The organism is Nitratidesulfovibrio termitidis HI1, assembly GCF_000504305.1.
Classification (GTDB): Bacteria; Desulfobacterota; Desulfovibrionia; order Desulfovibrionales; family Desulfovibrionaceae; genus Cupidesulfovibrio; species Cupidesulfovibrio termitidis.
In genome coordinates, this window is record NZ_KI632512.1 from 923,471 (window position 1) to 943,072 (window position 19,602).

The window sequence follows — 19,602 nt, forward strand, 5'->3', positions numbered from 1 at the left end:
AATACCCAAAACTGCGCAACACGGCACACACTACACTACATCCTATCTACCTTCGAACACGCTGGCCATTGCAAAAATGCACAAAAATCCGCTACACCTGAACATTATCTCAACATATAAAACTTTATTCCAAAGAGGTGAGCCATGTCGTTCGTACGACGGTCGGAATGCCTTACGCATTGCAGTTTTCTTTTTGAATCAAACTTACGCATACTTCTTATTGAAGCCCAGGCAGGACAGGGAAAAACAACACTTGCAAGACAATTTACACAAGAGATAAAATTCGATTTCATATGGCACACCTGCCAAACACCTGATGAAGATCCTGTGGTATTTTTTGAAAATATTGCCAAAAAGCTACATCATGCAATACCAACACTTCCAACGAAAGAAGCCCTTGTGGCATTCACGCAAACCGGAGCAATCCGCACGCTGCTTGAAATAGCCATTGCCCGCCTTGGCAACGCGTTGACCACAGTGAACGCGCCAATACTCATGGTGTTTGACGATGTGCACACACTCGCAGCATCCCCATCAAGCCTCATCGTGTTGCAGGAACTTGTTAAACGAACTCCTCACAACTTCCGCTTCATGCTGCTAACGCGCTACACACTCACCCTGGAGGACGCGCCCCTCTTCCCTCCCTCCCAATGCCTCATTCTCGACAACGAGCTTCTTGCATTCAACAGCGAGGAAACCTCCACCCTTTACAATGAAATACTCAAAACACCGCGCTCCAGCGAACAAATTACAGATCTGTTGTCCGCAACGGGCGGGTGGGTGACAGGGCTTATTCTGTTGCGTAGAGAAAACGCCGTCTCCGGAATACCTCTAAAGAATCAAACGCTTGCGATGCTTGATAAATATTTTTCACGCTTTTTTTTCTCCGACTTCAAGGAAGAGCAAATTCGTGAATTGTCGCTGCTCGCATTGCTTCCTGATATTCCTAAGGACTTCTTTACCTCGATTGCATCCGCAACAACGCGAAAATTGATCGACACCCTGCTCCAGAACAACGTCTTCATACGAGAAGACAGGGACAATGATCTGCATATAATCAGTTTCCATCATCTATTACGAGAACACCTGAGGCAGCAAGCACTGACATGCTGCACGCAAGATGAACGCAGAGAAATACGCCTCGCCGCTGGAGAATGGTGCCTGAAAAATGGGCATACTATCTCCGCGCTTGAAAATTTTGCCTTGGCATCTCACTGGAGACGGATATCAATTCTATTAAGCTCAAAATGCCAAATTTTGCTGGCGCAAAATAAACATCGCAGTCTAAGGCGCATCCTGAACATGATACCGCAGCAAACCATCGAAGCATTTGCCTGGCTATCCTATTGTGAGGGTGTAACCAGACAAGCTTTGCTACAGCAAGACGCGGATCATTACATCCTGAATGCGGTGAACCTGTTCAAGCACTCCGGCGAAGAGGCTGGCGAACTGCAGGCTTTGGGAGCCCTGTTCTATTATCATATATTCTATGCATACAACAGCAACAGACAATCATTGCTGCGCAGGGCAATAGACCTGTTCCACAGAAGGAGCAACGAACTCCCACCATTGACAGGGATACACATTTCCCAATCATTAGCAAAAATAGTCTATTACAATATGGCTGACTTTTCTGAGTCCATGAAATACATAGAATATGCGAATAAAATATCAAAAGCAGAAAAATTACCCCAGCCTTATCTAGAGCTACAAATAACATCATCTTTACTACAATCAGCACACGGCGACACCATTGCGGCGTCTTATACCCTTGACAGTCTTTTTTCAGTCTCAAACTCGCCTTCTGTATCCCCATTCACTCGCTTTTGCATCAAGCTTGTTCAGGCGAATGTACTCTCCGGCAGCGGATCGATCAGTAATTACATTGAATGCGTAAACGATATCAAATGCAGCCATGCCACAGAGATGACAAACACTCTTCTGGGACTGAACCTGCCCCTTCGAGACATAGAAATGCTGTTTGCCCAAGGGGAATATGCTCAGGCCCTGACCACGATAGACACGCATCTCGGCACCCCCCTCGGCGTTGAAAATCTCCACAGCAACAGCCAGCTAAGGCGATACAGGGCTCTTGCCCTCGCACACCTGGATAGAACGGATGAAGTGCTGGACGAGACACGTCAAGCCTTGGTTACACGGGCCAAGGCTGGCGGCCTATACTTCGCGGTCCTCAGCCTGGCCCTGCTTGGCGGCGCCCTGTCCCGCTGTCCGCAGCACCACGCCACGGCGCGCCGCATGCTAGATAACGCCGTTCGCAAGGCCCAAAACACAAACAACCCCTATCTGTTGCCCACGGCATACGCCTACCGCGCCTCGCTCAACCTTGCAGCCGGGAAAGACGCCGAGGCCGCAAGCGACGTCGACGCCATGCTCACGATCCTTCAGACCTCTGGCAATCTGTATTTTTTCGGATGCACCCCTCTTCTCTTGAGCCGGTTGCTTCCCTTTGCCGCCATGCGCTCCGCGCACTTCAAGACCGCGCAACAACTGGCCCACAGCCGGTTGAAACTCCACTTGCTGCAAGACGGCAGCACCCTGCCGTTACTCCATATCGAAACCGTAAGCGGTGTGGTTCTACGCATGGCGAAATCTGATGCGACCCTGGCTGAGAGGGACATCACCCCCTTGCAGTCCAAATTGCTGACGATACTGGCGGGGGCCAACGACATGGAGATTTCCTTTGAGCAAATGCAACAGGAGCTTTGGCCAGACCCCCATCAGGATGCCGACAGATCCAAGTTGGACACCTTGCTCTCCAGGTTGCGCAAGAGCCTTATGGCAGCCTTTGGCCGAGACGCAGCCAAACGCTACCTGGAGTTGAAGGCCGGAAGCCTCAGGCTGCGCTACTGCACATCCGACGTAGCCGACGCCGCACGCGAGGCATCGCGCGGGCTTCACCTTGCGCAATCCGGGAAAGTTTGGCAGGCGCATTGCGCGTTCGTTCGGATGTCCGTCGCATTGGGCAGCGCACCAGGTGAGGGTTTGTGCCGTATGGATGCAAGGCTTCCCGCAAACATTTCGTATACCATAATCAACGCCGCGACGGAGTGGGTAGCCATTCTTCTTGACGCAGGCAGGCTGCAGATGGGCATCACCGTTGCGATACAAGCCCTGCGCATCGATCCCATCAATGACAGATTACAGCGCACCTACTATAACCTACTGACCGCATTGCGCCGCCCCGGCGAAGCCATGGCGGCGCTGCATGCATACCGGGAATACCTTTCCGATGCCGGCTTCGACCAGACAGAAGTCAGCGACGCCATTGAAGCCGTGCTGGCACACTGAACGGAATAACAACACAACCTGTGCAACTCCGGACGCCGCCGCACTACGGCGTAAGGCTAACAGCACCCCCCGGAATGGATATCCACTCCGGGGGGCTTCTCCACTCAGACCACACAGGTTCGACTCTGTCGGATCACTCTCCCCACTTGACCAGGAAAACCTGCAAACACTCGTCCGGCCCCACGCCCATGCCCACAATGACGCTGCCGTCGGCACTCACGCTCCTGGCGACAAGCAGGTCCCACTCCTGCAAATGCACTCCCCGGTTACGCAGCACGTCCGCAAGCGCAACCATGCCTGTCTGCCGCGTCCAGCAGAACGCCCGGCGGCCGAACTCGGAATCGCTCTGCCCCACCACTACACTCCCGTCCGCGCTCACACCGTACGCATAGGAATAGTGCCCTCCGGGCAGAACCCCCAGGTCCTCTGCCGCCACGCCCTGCTCCCAACGCACGGCCCGCTCGCCGAAAGGCGAAGCGCTGTACCCCACAATGACCGCACCGTCGCCGTTGACCGCAACCGCCATGGAATCACGCCCCTCGGGCAGAAACCCCAAACCTTCCAGGCCAGCCGAGGCTGTCCAGCGAAACGCCTGAACGCCCCCCGCGTATTGACTTTGACCGACAACCACCGCGCCGTCAGCGCTCACGTCATAGGCGGACGAATTGCTTCCGCCGCGCAAAAAACCCAGCCCTTGCATGCCCGAGGCGCTTGTCCACCGGAAGGCCTGATGCCCCAGCGCGTGCTCACTTTCACCGACCACCACGGCCCCGACCGCGCAAACGCCATAAGCGTACGAGGCCCCGCCACGCCTGAGTCCACCCAACCCGGCCATCCCTGTGACGTCATCCCAGCGAAATGCCTGATAGTTTGAGTGCACATAACTTTCGCCCACGATCACCGAGCCGTCCGCGCTCACGTCATAAGCGTACGAGTACGTGTTTTCCTTGCCTAAAAAACCAATCCCCAGCATGCCCGTATCCAAGGCCCAGCGGAAGGCCTGACTGCCCGAGGCGCAATCGCTGCCTCCCACGGCCACCGTTCCGTCTTTATTGATTCCGTATGGATAGGCATACCCTCCTCCCGACAGGCACCCCAGCCATTGCATTTCGTTGCTTCTAGGCCAACCGCTTTCCATGCATTGGTGATGCCGCTCATGCTGTATCATCGCATACCCCCGTCGTTGCAGATGAAATACAATAAAAACCACCTCCTGATCGCCAGACCTGCCAGTAACGGCCCGTTCGTCAGAGGGCATCGCAATTATTTTCCTATATCACCTGCAAACTGATATTATTCTTACATTGCGGAGCGCGCGAATGAAGAAAAAACAAAAAGCACATATTTTGCGAGTAATTCCAAATAAAATATCCAATCTGCGGCAGAAGAATAAAAATAGCGAATCGCCTCAACCGTTCCTGATGCCATCGCCTTGCCATCCCGAGGCGTGTGCACCCGGACATATCCGAAAGGGCCTGCCATCACGGCCCCTTACGGTTTAGCTCACCACTGCAAGCACCCCCCAAAAGGCGTTCCTAAGCGCACCCCTCCGCTCATGCCGCCCACAAATGTCTGGCTCGCCGGGCCAACGGCCCGCTCAGCCGCACGAAACTGCCCACGGACAACGCGGAAACCACCGTACCCTCGCGAAGCCCCAGAATGTCGCCCGCGAAAATCAGACTCACCATGGCGGCAACAGCAACGTGCCCGCAGTCGAACAGAGTCTTCACGTTGCCCACGAGCAGCCTGGCCCTGTAGGCGATGGCAACCACAAGCCCCTCACCGGGCAGAATGCTCACCTGGCAAACGATCTGGAATGCGATACCCATCCCCAAAATGGCACTGCCGACGATCACAGCGGCCATTTGCTGTGGATAGCCGTTCAGGGGCAACAGCTTCATCAGAAGCATGGCCACGTCGATGAACGCACCGAACAGCACGGCCACGGGCACCTGCACCAGATACTTGCGCGAAGGCCCCTCGCGCATCACCCACATCTGCAAGCCGACGAACAGGACATTCACCAAGAGGGTAAGCATACCCAATGACAGGCCGGAAAGCCGGGACAGCACATACGGCACGCTGGTTACCGGCGTGGTGCCCAGTCGGGCGCTGGTGACAAGGGCGATCCCGAGGGCACTCAGAAACAGGGCGAATCCGAAAAACAGATAGCGGCTGGCGAAATTCGTGCGAGACATGGAACCTTCCATAAAAACGACAGGGAAAAATGCTCAACGGGGCGGGAGATGTGCATCGCCGCTGCCTGGCGCGAGGCCGAATCAAAAAGCATTGACAAAACGCAGCCCGCCCGCTCCGCAAAGACCTTCCAGCCAGGCATCCACAAGAGAAAATCCACACGCATCAGCACTCATTGCGTTCATTGCGTTCATTGCGTTCATTGCGTTCATTGCGTTCATTGCGTTCATTGCACATATCACACAAAGACTTTCTTCAACTACACATCTTTTTCTTACATCACGCCTTTTCAACACGGAGCAGACAACACCAGATGCATGTGTAAAAAATACAAGCAAATAGCAACACAACACTAATACAATAATGCCACTTCAACATGCACGAAAAATACAAAGTTGCACCAAATCATAACTCATAACCTGCATCACAGTGTCCCTTACGACACTGCCCAACCCCGCAACGTCATGCAAAATAAAAACTCCTGACAGCAAAGGTGCCAGGAGTTTTCGAAAAGCTGCGACATGCCCACAACTGCCAACTTCAGCATCAACGTTCCCGCAGTGCCTCCGACGCCCGCCGCAAGGGTTTGAGCAGGTACTCCAACACGGTCTTTTTCCCCGTACGGATTTCCGTCGTCGTGACCATGCCGGGCATAATCGGATGCCGTTTGCCATCCTTGGTTTCAAGGTAGGCCTGCGAGGTCAGCACATACACCCTGTAATAGTAGACACGCCTGTCCACCTGATCTTCTATGGTATCGGGGGAAACACGTTCCACCGTTGCGGGCAGCGTTCCGTAGATGGCCGAATCGTAGGCGGTGATTTTCACCGTGGCCTCCTGCCCCGGATGAATGAAGGCGATATCCCTGGGACTCACCCGCGCCTCGATCAGCAATTGGTCACCCAGCGGCACGATTTCCATCAGCACGCCGCCCGATCCGACCACGCCTCCGATTGTCGAAATGCGGATGTCCTTGACGACACCACGTGTCGGTGAGGTGAGCACCGTGCGGCGCAACTGGTCGGCCCGGCCCTCACGGATCTTCAGCAACGGCTCCAGGTCCGCCATGGTCTTGGCGTAATCCGCCTTCAGGGCAACCTGGTATTCGTTTTGCGTCGCCGCCAGCTTTGCCGTGAACTCGGCAACCTTCTGCCGCAGCCGCAGCACTTCCACCTCGTTGGCGGCGCCGGTACGCAGCAACGGCACCGATATTTTCAGTTCGTCATCGGCCAAACGCAATTGCGTGCGCAGATTGGTGACATTCTCGAAAAAAGCGGCCCTGTTCGCGATAAAGAGTTCGCGCTCACGCTCCACCACAGAAATATCTCCCGCTATATCAGCGGGAAACGTTATCGACGACTGGCCATCCATTTCAGCCTGCAAACGCGCCGCCCGCGCCTGCAACGCGGCAATCCGTGCCAACGCCTCTTCCATGGAAGCCCGAGCCTGAACCGGATCAAGCGTCGCGATCTTTTGCCCGACCTCCACAATATCGCCTTCGCGCACCGGCAGTTCGGACAGGATGCCGCCTTCAAAACTCTGGATGATCTGCCCCTTCGACGCGGGGGTAACCTTGCCCTCCCCCACGGCAACCTCGTCCAGTTGCGCGAAAGCGGCCCAGATGACGAACGCCGTTACCGCCATGACTATCAACCCGAGCAACAGCGACGAAGACCGGGAGCCAAACCGGTAGCCCGGAATATGCAACTCAGTCATGACGTTCCACCTTTCCTTCCACGGCGGGCGGCTGTTCCTCCTTCTTGACCGCGGGCTTCTGCGCCTCGCGCAAAGGAGGACCGCCTCCGGTCATGGCGCGCAGCACTTCGTCTTTCGGGCCATCGCGCACGATGCGCCCCCCGTCTATGAGTATGATGCGGTCCACCAGGGAGAGCACGGGATACCGATGAGTGGCCACGACCAGGGTCCGCTGCCCCAGCCATGCCTGCATGCGCCGAATGATCGCCACTTCGGTCATCTCGTCGAGTGACGCGGTGGGTTCGTCCAGCAGCAGGATGTTGGGGTTGCGCAGGAACAGGCGCGCCAGCATCAGCGACTGCTTCTGTCCGCCAGAAAGCCCCTGGCCGTTTTCACGCAGTTTCATGTCCAGCGCGTGCGGCTGGGTGAGCAGCAACTGGTCGGCACAGGACAGACGCATGGCTTCCAGAATCTGTTCATCCGTCGCCAGCGGGTTGGCGATCAGCAGGTTCTCGCGCAACGTACCGTAAAACAGCCCCGATTCCTGCAACATCACACCCAGGTCGCGCCGTATGTCGGCCACGTCGATGAGGTTCATGGGGGTGTTGTTGAACAGGATGCGCCCTTGCACAGGGCTGGCCAGGCCGGCCGCCAGCCGCAGGAATGTCGACTTGCCAGCCCCCACCTTGCCCAGCACGGCAATGCGCTCTCCGGGCGTGATCCCCAGTCTGGGAATGATCAACGCGGGCTTCTCGTCGGGGCCGTACAGATACACCACGTTTTCGAACTGGTAGCTGCCCACGAGTACCGGCTTGTGATAGGCGTCCTTGTCCGGATCGTGGTCCAGCGGCAGGGTCAGCAGGCTGTCCAGGGCCTTCTTGCCCACCTTGGCGTTCTGCAGCCGCCCCAGCACGGCGGCGATCTGCCCCAGGGGGGCTATCGTGCGGCTGGTGAGGATGGAGCACGCCAGTACGGAACCGAAGGACAGTCCCCCTTCCAGAATGCCGTACACCCCGGCGATGACCACCCCCACATAGGCCAGTTGCTGCACCATCTGGGAAAAGTTGACCAGCAACGCCCCCAGGCGGCGCTGCTTCAGCCCTATCTCGCCGCTGATGGTGTTGACCTCGTTCCAGGACGCGCGAAAGCGCGGTTCGGCCTGCAGTATCTTGATATCCTCGACCCGGAAGACGGATTCCATCAACAGGGCGTTGCGCAAGGCGGTTTCGGCCAGCCCCTCGTTGGAAAGACGGGCGAGCGGGATCTGCGCCAGAAGCCCCGGCAGGATCAGCAGCGGTATGGCCGCAAGCGGCACGTACACCAACTGCCCGCCAAGCAGCCAGATGATGGCCAGAAATCCGATGACGAACGGCATGTCGATGAGCACCCCGATGGTGCTCGATGTCATCAACTCGCGCAGTTGCTCCAGATCGCGCAGTTGCGAAATGAGCGTTCCGGGCGAGCGGGGCCGGGCATCGTTGCGGATGTCCAGAACCCGCGCGAAAAACATGGCCGAAAGCTTCAGGTCCGCCTGCTTGCCGAAATGGTCGGCGATGGAGACACGGGCCGTACGGATCAGCAGTTCCAGCATGAGCGCCAGCGCCACGCCCGACGCCAGCACCCACAGCGTGCCAGTGGAGCGCGCCGGAACCACGCGGTCCCAGACCTGCATGGCGAACAGCGAGGTGCCGATGGCCAGCATGTTGCCGCACAGCGAGCCCATCCCCAGCTCCAGCAACACCCGCCAATTACTTGAAAAAATGCTCGAAAGCCACGCATCGGGCAGCGCGCGCAGGTGATTGTCCACACGCTTGTCATGCACCTTGTCGAACGGGCGTACGAGAAACAGCCGCCGCCCGAAAAGCCCCTCGCACTGCTCCTTGGAAAGCACCCGCTCCACGGGGCTGTCGCCCACGGGTATCACCAGGCGCACGCTCGAATCGGAAGCGCCGACGATGACGCCGACATGCTGCCCCTCCACCAGGACCAGGGCGGGCAGCATGACCGACGAAATGGCCTCGCCGGGCATATCGACGAACTGCCCCACCAGTCCGGCGGAAAGGGCGATATTCGTGACGGCATGCTCGGTGGTGGCATGCCCGGCCCACGCCGAGGCGCTGCGCACCTGTTCAGGCGACGCGGCAACTCCCTGCAGGCGCGCGGCGAACAGAATAGCCCGAAGCCAACTCCGCGATGCCTGCGACTGCTTCTGTTCCGCCCGCGCGGGCGCCGGGTGTGGCTGTTGCTCCCGGACCGGCTGCGGCGGCGGGGGCATTGCCGACTGCCCCGGCTGGTCACTCATTGTCCGTCCCCTCGGCGTCGGCACGCCCCAGCATCGGCACCAGCATGCCGACCGCCGCATGCCTGCGGATGTCGGCGAGAACGCCATCGGCAACAGCACTGATGCTTGCCACTTCCGAGGAATAGATTTCACGCTCCGCGTCTATCACTTCGGTCAGCGGTCGCTTGTTCAGCGTGTATTCCTGCCAGTACAACCCACGGGACGAGCGCGTGAGCCTGATGACCTTGTTGTAGCTTTCCTGGCGCGCAACGGCGCCTTCGGCCTCCGTTTCCGAAGAATGCAGCATGGAACGGGCCACGAGCAGCCTGTTCTCCAGTTCCTGCAACGCCGCGACCCGTTCCGCTTTCGCCGATGCCACGCGGTGCTTCGCAAGCCCCCCCAGTGAAAAACTTCCGCTGAGGGACAGCCCGAAAAAGGTGCTGTCGTCAAAATCGTCATTGGTGGATGCGCTCCGGCTGACACCGACGCCGATGGACGGATACTGATCGGCCTTGGCCAGGTCGACCTTGGCGTCGGCCACCTGCAGCGCGGCCTGCGCGGCCAGCACGCCAGGGGTCTGCCCGATGTCGTCATCGTCCCACATGTCGGCGCTGACCACCAACTTGGCGGACTCCACCAGCGTGGCCACCCGGCTCGGACGCACGCCGATCAGTTCCACCAGCTTGCTGGCGGCCACGTCATACCGCGTCTGCGCCGACAGCGCCTCCGCTTCGGCCCGCTGGATGGCGGTTTCCGCCCTGTTCAGGTCCGTCGTGCTGGAAAGACCGGCTTTCACCCGCTGGCGGATCATGGAGCCCAGTTCAGCAAGCGCCCGGCGCTGCCGCTGCGCCGCCGCGATGATGTCCTGGCTTGTGGCCAGGTCTATGAAGATGGTCGCCGTGTTGTAGGCGACGCTTTCCACGGTGTCGGCCTGCTGGTAGCGCTGCCGGACCAGCGAGGCCTCCGCTATGGCCTCCCGGCTCGGCGTGCGTCCGAAATCGTACACCAGTTGATTGAGTCCCACGGTTCCGCGCACCTCGCCACTGTCCCCGCCGTTTCCGGGGCCGATGCCGTAGCCGGGCCGCACGCCGTAGTCCAGCGTGGGGTACCACGCGGATCTGGCCACTTCCACATCCGCCTCGCCTTGCAGCACCAAGGCGCCCGCCCGCTGGATTTCGGGATGGCGCGCGATGGACAGCCCGACGGCATCCGCCAGCCCCAGTCCTTCTATGGTAACCCGGCGCGCTTGGCCAGGTTCCGACGCGGCGGCGGGCGCTGCCGTCCGTCGCGCTTCCGCCAGAGCCTTGCCGACGACACTGCCCAGCCTGGTCCCGCCAGTTGCATCCTCGGGAGCATCGTTGGGGATTTCCACTCCGGCTGCATCAGGAGTCTCATCGGGGGTCTCGTCAAGGGTCTCGTCAAGGAGTTCGTCAGGAGCCGCAGTCGACGCCGAGGCCAGCGTCTCCGGTTCCGGCGTGGGCGTGGGCTCCATCAACCGGGGTTCCGGTTCGACCGCAGGCCCCGATTCGTCCGGCCCCCCGGTACTGTCCGCCTCCTGCCTGATGCTGGCATCGCCCGCGATTTCCGTCCCGGCCGTCATGGCAGTGCCATTCCCCGCAGGTGGAGATGCCGTTTGCCCCCCTGCGGCGCCCGCCGCCACCGACGACATGGCCGCGTCCCTGGACGCAAAATAGGCAGCCCGTGCTGCGCGCTCCTCCTCGCTGGTGGCAAGCCGCACACCGCAGCCCACAAGCCCTGGCAGGCAAAGCGCCGACACTGTCACCACGATGCGTAACCGCGTGACCAATCTATATGCCTTCATCCCGTTTATACCCATGTTATCCTACGCGATATTCATGTTTCATGTATGCTTTACGCCATAACAATGGCCTCTACGGCCGCGCGAACACGCGTGTGTTCCGCTTCCGCAACAGCTTTGCCGAAAGTTTCACCGTATAATATACGCCACCATTCCTGATATTTTTCTTGCAACATCACCCGTGCGTTCAGCAGGAACGGGGCGGTGGAAGCGACGGGCCAGGGCCATGCCCTTCGCGTTTTCCGCCCCAAAGCACGCGAGCGCCCGGCGGAGTGCGGGGCGCTCGGTGGAAAGAAACGCGGATCATTGCATGGAGTGCGCGAACCGTGCGGGCGTTCCCTTCCGGAACATGCCCCGCCGCGCTGGCGGCGCCGGGGCGGGAAGGGGCGGCCCCGCCCTGCGACCGCGCGGGGCCTGCGGCGGCGGCGGGACTAAAGCCCCCCGTCGCCGCAGGGATATTGCCGCTACACGACGATCTGGTGGTTCGCCAGCAGGGTTTCCAGATCGGTCGAGGTGTCCTTCAGGGTGACCATTTCCGTCATGGCGAAGGCCGTTCCGGCGCCGTCGCGGTCGATGCTGATGATCGTGTCCGCACCGCTCTTGGTCACCGAGATGTAGTCGGTGATCGTCTCGCCCGCATCGATGGTGGGAACGCCGTCGATGTAGTGGGCCGCGCCGTCGGCATCCTTCGCGTACCCCACCAGCAGTTCGGAGATATCGATCCTGTCGGAGTCCGGGGTTGCCTCGAAGGTGCCCACCCACCAGTCGTGCACCGTGTCGTGTCCGTTGCCGCCGGTGGCGTCGCCAGCGTCCAGCAGCTTGTAGAGCAGCGTGTCGTGTCCGCCATCCTGCCGCAGGTGGAAGATGTCGTTGCCGCCCCGGCCTTCGAGGATGTTGTCGGCAGAGCTGCCCCAGAAGGTATCGGTCCCTCCGCCTCCGGCCACGCCTTCGATGTTGATGAAGGTCGCCGTGCCGAAGCCGGTGTTCTGCGCCCCGCTGAGCGACAGATCCACCGTGACGGGAGTATTCCCCGCCAACTTGTAGTCCACGATGTCCTGCCCGCCCACGTCATGCCACGAGGTGACGCCGGATATGGTTTCCGTGCCGCCGCCGCCGTTGTACACGTCGTTCCCCTGCGTGGCGAAGAAGGTATCGTTGTACCCGGTACCCACGATGCCCGCGGTGTTCGTGCCGCCGTTGGTGCTGGCGTTGGCCACGTTGTTCTCGGCCTCGGCGGTCAGCACATAGGCATGGTTGGCGTCCGTCGCCTTCAGGCCATGCCATGCGGCGTTCTGGATTTCCACCGTGTTGGTCCCCACGCTGGCGACGCCGCCCACATCCGCGGCCACGTCGTGGTCGTACCGCAGGATGACCGCGCTGTAGCTGTGACTGGCGTCCAGGTTGTAGAAGTCCACGATGGCGGAGGTGTCGCCGGTCTGGCTGCCGGGCTGGGGATTGATGATCTGCGTGCTCACCACCAGCCCCGTGACGTCGTCGATCAGTTGCACGGTGTTACCGTAGAAGACGTTGATGCCCTCCGCGTCCAGAATCCGCAAATGGAGGCTGGTCCCGTACGCGACCTGATTCTGGTTGGCGATGTAAGTGGTCGTGCCGCCCAGGGTGAAGGCCAGCAGGTCGCGGTCGCCGTCCCAGTCAAGGTCGATGGCCAGGGCGCCGGACACCTGGGCGCTATGGTTGCTGGTGCTGGTGCTGCCGATGGTCGTACGGCCTATCTGCGTAAGCAGGTTGGTGGTGGTGAAGCCGACCACGCCTCCCGTAGTCGTGTTGGTATACAGGTTGATCGGCCCCTGCGCGTGGTCGCCATTGATACCGCCGGTGTCGCTCTGGATGCCGGGCAGTTCGATTATGTCCATCAGGCCGTCATGGTTCCAGTCCACCGCCATGGACGCCGACCCGGCCAGCGTGTCGGTGAACCAGTACATCCCGGACGACGAGGTGTCCGCATTGCCGATGCCGTCGTTGTTGGGATCGAGGAAGGCCAGCTGCCCCGTGCCGTCGTTGAAGTGGATGCGGCTGGCGTATTCCTGGTCGTTGTTGCCCACGCCGCTTGCGGAGCCGCTGGCCACGTTGGTCTGTTCGTTGCCCCGGCCCATGAACAGGTCCATGTAGCCGTCGCCGTTGAAGTCCGCCCAGGTCATGGAGGCCACGTTGTTCACGCTCGGATCGTTGTCCACGCCGCGCTGGAACACGCCGTTGACGACCTGCTGCACCACCCATGTGCCGTTGTCGGTCCCGTTCACCACCACCAGCCGGGCCAGGTTGGTGCTGATATTCGTACTCCCGTTCTTGGTGATCCGTGTGCCGTCCGCCACGATGTCCTGGGCGTGCATGACGAAATCGATCAAACCGTCGTTGTTGATGTCCACGCCGGACAGGGACATGTCAGGCTGGGACTGGTCGAGCCCGATGGGCCGATGGCTGCTGTCCGTTGCATAATCCGTAGCGAAGTTGCCGTCCTTGTCCATGCCGACAATGGTGCCGTCATGATTGAGGACGATCTGAGAACCGTAGCCGTCCTGAATGCCGGAGTCGTTCGGGGTCCGGTCGCCGTAGATGATGTCAACCCAGCCGTCGCCGTCCTTGTCGATGCCGATGATGCCGCCGTACCAGGACCAGACGTTGGCGCTGCCGTCCGTATCGGCATCGCCCGCGAAGTCGCCGGACTGGGCAGTGCTGGTGTTGGCGCCGACCTGGTACGGCACCCAGCCGCTGCCGGTGTTGTAGAACATCTGCTGGCCATCGTCATAGTCGGAGTCCGCCGCGAACAGGTCCGGTCTGCCGTCGCGGTTGTAGTCGATGAACACCGCGTTCTGGACGTAGTTGTTGGAATCGTAGCCGGTACCGCCCCGGTTGCCGGTGAGTTGCACCACGGTGAAGCTCCCCAGGGTGGCGGAGGATGTGGCCGAGGATGTGAGCATGGCCTGGTTGGTGTGGATGAGCCACATCCCCTCCTTGTTGATGGTAACGGCGGTGCCCTTCTGGTTCACGTCGTTGCCCCCGGCGCCAACGGTGATTGCCGGCGTGGGCGCCACCACCAGTTCGTTGCTGGTGTCGTCGTGCACGATGACCGTGCCGTCGCTTTGCTTGAGCACCGCCTGAACGTCGTAGGTACCTTCGGCCAGGGCGGCCGCGTCCGGAATCTGCACGTACCAGGTGGCGTTCTGCGGGTCGACGACCACGGCCCCGTTCCGCGAACTGTAGGTAACGCCGTTGATCGTCACCTCCACGTATTCGCCAGGCTGGATATCGAAGGCCACATGGCCGACCACGATGGGGGTATGATCCAGCGTGCTCTGGCTGTCGACGAACATCTGCAGGTCGACGTTGAAGCTGAACGAAGAGGAGGCGACGCCTTCGTTGCCGGCGGCGTCCGCCACCACGGCCCGGTAGCTCACCGTGGAGCCGTCGAGCAGCGGCTCCGTGATCTCGTAGTGCCAGTTCGTGCCGTTCACGACGGCTTCGCCCAGCAGGGTGTTGGTTGCCGCGTCGTAGACGCGCACGCGTTCTCCGGCCTCGAGCGGCATGTTCAGCGTGCCGTTGAGCGTCGGCGTGCGGTCGTCGGTGGTGGTCCCGGCCAGGAAGTCGCCCTGCGCCGCACCCACGTTGTCGGTGTAGTTGCTGATCGCCACGGTCTGCGTGGGCGCCGTGGTGTCCACCGTCAGGGTGAATCCTGCCGAATGCGACCCTTCGTTGCCCGCCTGGTCGACCATGGTCGCCGTGAAGGTATAGGTGCCTTCCGCCAGTTCCTGCTCGGGTATCAGGTCGTAGTACCAGCTGGTGTCGGTAACCGTTGCGATGCCGAGGTACGCGCCGTCCATGTAGACGTTCACCCGCTCGCCGTACAACAGCGGAGAGCCGATGGTGCCGTTGAGCACCGGCAGCGTGTCGTCCGTTGTCGAGCCGGAGGCGAAGGTGCCGGTATCGGTGCCCACGTCATCCGTGAACGAGATGATGTTGATGGGTTCCTGCGGCGGCGTCATGTCCACGCGCAGGGTCACCACCGTGGAATCCGTGCTGTGGTTGCCCGCAAGGTCTTCCACCCGCGCCATGTAGCTGTAGCTGGTGCCGTCGGAAAGGCCGCCCCAGTCCTGATACGTCCAGTTCGTGCCGCCCGTTACCGTGGCCGTGCCCAGACGCGCGCCGTCGCGATAGATGACCACCACCTCGTCCGCGCCAAGCGTGGCGGAGATCGTGCCCACGATCGTCGGGTTGTTGTCGTTGGTCGGCACGTAGAACTCGAAGGTGCCGGTCTGCGGCGGCTGGTCGTCCGTGTAGCCGGTGATGGTCGTGGTTTGCGACGGAACCGCCGTATCCAGGTGGATGGTGTAGGGATCGCTGGCCTGGCCCGTCACCTGGGCCGCGTTGATGCCCCGCACCTCATAGGTGTGTTCGCCGTCGGCAAGGGCCGCATCCGGCTCCTGATACGTCCAGGTCGTGCCCGTCACCGTGGCGGTGCCCACCAGAGCGCCGTCACGCAGCACCTGGAGCGATTCGCCGGAGGACAACGCCCTGGAAAGCGTGCCGCTGAGCAGTGGCGAGGTGTCGTTGGTGTAGCCGCCGTTGGTCACGGAACCCGTCACCGGGGCCTGGTTGTCCGTCACGTCGGTAATGGTCCCGACCACGTCGACGGGGGCGGTGTCCACCATGAAGCGGATGCTGTTCGATTCCGCGCCGGCATTGCCCGCGCGGTCCACCACCTTGGCCGTGTACACGTAGTAGCTGCCGCTCGCCAGCCCGACGTCCGTGAAGGTCCAGTTGGTGCCGCTCACCGTGGCCGTGCCCACGTCCGCGCCGTCGCGGAACACGTGCACTTCCTCCGTGGAGGACAGGACGGCGGAGATGGTGCCCTGGATTTCCGGAGAATCGTCGTCCGTCACGCCGTTGTCCGGAATCTGGCCCGTCAAGGTTCCCACGTCGTCCATGGCCCGGGTGACCACCACCGTCTGCGGGGGCACCGAGGTGTCCAGGTTGATCGTCCAGGTGGTCGAGGCCGTGCCCGGGTTACCCGCGCCGTCGATGATCACCGCGTAGTAGGTGTAGTTGCCGTCGGCGGGCAGGCCGGGATCCTCGAAGGTCCAGGTGGTGCTGAAGTTCGTGGCGGTGCCGATGTCCACCCCGTTACGGAACACGTGCACCCGTTCCGTACCTGTGAGCGGCGCGGAAAGGCTGCCCTGGAGCAACGGCGTGGTGTCGTTGGTGTACCCGTTGTCGGACAGGTACCCCATCTCCGGCAGTTGGTCGTCTATCACATCGGTGAGGGTCACCGTGGTGGGCGAAGGCTGGGTCTTCACCGTGATGGAGTACCCCGAGGAGTAGCTGCCGGCGTTACCCGCCCGGTCCTCCACGCGCGCCGTGTATTCGTAGGTCGTGCCGTTGGACAGGCCGCTGTCGGTGTACTCCCAGTTGGTGCCGGTCACCGTGGCCGTGCCCGCGTACGCGCCGTCGCGGTACACCGCCACCACTTCGTCGGCCGCAAGCGCCGCCGAAAGCGAGCCGCGGATTTCCGGGGTGGAGTCGTTGGTTTCCGCGCCGTTGGCCACCGCGCCCTGCACCGGATCCACGTTGTCCCACACCTGGGTGATGGTCACCGTCTGCGGGGGCGCGGTGGTGTCGACGATGATCGTACGGTCGACGCCGGTAAACACCCCGTTGCCGTTTTCCAGGATCGTCCTGATGCTGTAGGCATGCTCGCCGTCCGTCACGCCGGTATCCTGGAATGTCCAGCTGCCGTCGCTGAGCACCGTGACTTCCCCGATATCCACTCCGTCACGGAACATGTGCACTTCCAGGAACGAGGGCGGCACCTGCGTGTACGATCCCAGGTTCCCCTCGAGCATGGGCGAGGCGTCGTTCGTGTAGCCTCCATTGGGTATCGTGCCCTGCACCGGATCCACGTCGTCGATGATGCTCGTGATCACCGGCGTCATGTTTTCCACGATCAGGTAGATATCGTGGTGCGCCGACACCGCGCCGGGGTTGCCCGCCGAGTCCTCGACCCGCGCCTCGTAGTCGTAGTGTCCGGTCGTCAGGCCGGTATCCTGGTATGTCCAGTTGGTGCCCGTCACAGAGGCTTCGCCTATCTTCGCGCCGTTGCGGTAGATGGCCACCACTTCACCGGTCGCCAGGGCCATCCCGAGCGAGCCGCGCAGTTCCGGCGAGGAATCGTCCGTATAGGTGCCGCTCGGCACGGCCAGATTGATGGGCGGAGAGACGTTGTCATACACCACGTCGATGGACACCGTCTGCGTCCCGGTGGTGATGTTGATGGTCCAGGCACTGGATGCGCCGCTCGTGTTGCCCGCGACGTCCGTCGCCGTGACCGTGAAGCTGTGGCTGCCGCCCGCCAGGCTGCTGCCCGGCGTGTAGGTCCAGTTGCCGCCGGAATCCGCCGTGGTGGCGCCCAGCAGGGTCGCGCCGTCGTAGATGGAAACCGTGGCGTTCGCTTCCGCCGTGCCGCTGAGCGTCGGCGTGGTATCGTTGGTCGTGCTGCCGCTGGCCACCGTGCCTATTACCGGAGCCAGGTCGTCATACACATCGGTGATCGCGGGTGCGCCGGGCGCCGCCGTATCTATGGTGATGGCCAGCGCGCCGCTCTGCGTGCTTTCGTTGCCCGCCGTGTCGGTCAGCGTGTAGGTGAAGTCGTGCAACCCGTCCGCGATGTTCGCGTTGGGCGTCAGGGTGCCCGTCACCGCATCGTAGGTCGCGGCAACCTTCACCCCGTCCACGTACAGCGACACCGTGTCCGTATGGCCCGTCCCCACGTTGACGCCGGGCCGCGCGTCGTTGGTCACCGGCGCGGTGCTGTTGGCGTCGACCACCGGGGCCACGTCGTCATTGTAGTCCAGCGGCGCGGTGGGCGTCGCCGGGGCCGTGGTGTCCACGCGCAGGGTCACCGTCGTGGAACTCGCGCCCCGGTTGCCCGCAAGGTCTTCCACCCGTGCATAGTAGCTGTAGCTGGTGCCGTCGGCCAGGCCGGAATCCTGGAATATCCAGTCCGTGCCGCCCACCACCGACGCCGTGCCAAGGCGCACGTTGTCGCGGTAGATGGCCACCACCTCGTCCGCCGCAAGCGTGGCGGAAAGGGTGCCTTGCAGCATCGGGGTGGTGTCGTTGGTCGGCACGCTGAACGCGAAGGTGCCCTCCTTCGGCGCCTCGTTGTCCACGTACCCGGTGATGTCCACCGTCTGCGCCGGGATCGCCGTATCCACGTGGATGGTGTACTGGTTGCTCTCGCCGCCAGTCACCGTGGCCGCGTTGATGATCCGCGCCTGGTAGGTGTAGTCGCCGTCGGCAAGGGCCGAGGTCTCCGCGAACGTCCAGGTCGTGCCCGTCACCGTGGCGGTGCCCACCACCACGCCGCCGCGCAGCACCTGCACCGTCTCCCCGGTGTTCAGCGGCGCGGTAAGCGTGCCGAACACCGTGGGCGTGGTGTCGTTGGTGTACCCGTTGTCGGCCACCGTGCCCGTGACCGGGGCTTGGTCGTCCGTCACGCCCCCGATGATCGCCTGCTGGCCCACGCCGCTCGTGTCCACCGTGAAGCCGATGGAGTTCGATTCCGCGCTGGTGTTGCCCGCCTGGTCCACCACCTTGGCCGTGTACGTGTAGGAACTGCCGCTCGACAGCCCGCCGTCCGTGTACGTCCAGGTCGTGCCCGTCACCGTGGCCGTGCCCACGTCCACGCCGTCGCGGAACACGTGCACCGCTTCCGTGGCGGACAGGACCGAGGAGATGGTGCCCCGGATTTCCGGCGTGTCGTCGTTGGTCACCCCGTTGTTCGGGATCGCACCCGTCGTGGGCTCAAGGCTGTCCCACGCCAGGGTGATGGTCACCGTCTGCGTGGGCGGGGTGGCGTCCAGGCGGATCGAGTAGCTGTTCGAGGCCGTGCCCTGGTTGTTCGCGCCGTCGATGACCACCGCAGAGTAGGTGTAGTTGCCGTCGACCGACAGGGTGTCCGTGTACGTCCAGGTCGTGCCCGTCACCGTGGCGGTGCCGATGTCCGTGCCGCCCCGGAAGATGTGCACGGCCTCGGTCCCGACCAGCGCCGCCGACAGGGTGCCGGAAAGCGTGGGCGTGGTGTCGTTGGTGTACCCGTTGTTCGCCACCGTGCCCTGCACAGGATCCAGGTCGTCCGTGATCGCGTCGATGGTCACCGTGGTGGACGAGCCGGAGGTCTTCACCGTGATCGAGTACGGCCCGGAGAACCCGCCGGTGTTGCCCGACCTGTCCTCAACGCGCGCCGTGTACGCATAGGTCGTGTCGTTGGTCAGGCCGCTGTCCCCGT

7 protein-coding genes are annotated in these 19,602 nt (G+C 61.7%); 1 reads left to right on the top strand and 6 read right to left on the bottom strand.

The window, feature by feature from the left end; translation table 11 throughout:
* The first annotated feature begins 144 nt into the window (after window positions 1-144).
* Window positions 145-3,309: an AfsR/SARP family transcriptional regulator gene (locus DESTE_RS17865; protein WP_156925260.1), complete on the top strand. Its 3,165-nt coding sequence runs from the start codon at window positions 145-147 to the stop codon at window positions 3,307-3,309.
* Between the two features lie 133 nt (window positions 3,310-3,442).
* Here DESTE_RS17865 and DESTE_RS03905 read toward each other — a convergent pair whose 3' ends face one another.
* The 6 genes from DESTE_RS03905 to DESTE_RS03930 all read right to left on the bottom strand — a co-directional run bounded on the left by DESTE_RS03905 (window position 3,443) and on the right by DESTE_RS03930 (window position 19,423).
* Entirely contained in the window at window positions 3,443-4,567 is a 1,125-nt protein-coding gene (locus tag DESTE_RS03905; protein WP_084559344.1) for a hypothetical protein, read from the bottom strand.
* Window positions 4,568-4,862: 295 nt separating this feature from the next.
* Entirely contained in the window at window positions 4,863-5,507 is a 645-nt protein-coding gene (locus DESTE_RS03910; protein ID WP_035065248.1) for a YczE/YyaS/YitT family protein, read from the bottom strand.
* A gap of 544 nt (window positions 5,508-6,051) precedes the next feature.
* Window positions 6,052-7,221 carry a beta-barrel domain-containing protein gene (locus DESTE_RS03915; protein ID WP_051384299.1) on the bottom strand — a complete coding sequence of 390 codons (1,170 nt, stop codon included), beginning with the start codon at window positions 7,219-7,221 and terminating at the stop codon, window positions 6,052-6,054.
* Entirely contained in the window at window positions 7,214-9,502 is a 2,289-nt protein-coding gene (locus DESTE_RS03920; protein WP_198015322.1) for a type I secretion system permease/ATPase, read from the bottom strand. The genes DESTE_RS03915 and DESTE_RS03920 overlap by 8 nt, the downstream gene beginning before the upstream one ends.
* Window positions 9,495-11,081: a TolC family protein gene (locus DESTE_RS03925; protein WP_051384300.1), complete on the bottom strand. Its 1,587-nt coding sequence runs from the start codon at window positions 11,079-11,081 to the stop codon at window positions 9,495-9,497. Before DESTE_RS03925 ends, DESTE_RS03920 begins: the two co-directional genes overlap by 8 nt.
* Window positions 11,082-11,764: 683 nt before the next feature.
* Window positions 11,765-19,423, bottom strand: coding sequence for an Ig-like domain-containing protein (locus DESTE_RS03930; RefSeq protein ID WP_219729293.1), 7,659 nt, complete (start codon window positions 19,421-19,423; stop codon window positions 11,765-11,767).
* Window positions 19,424-19,602: the final 179 nt, after the last annotated feature.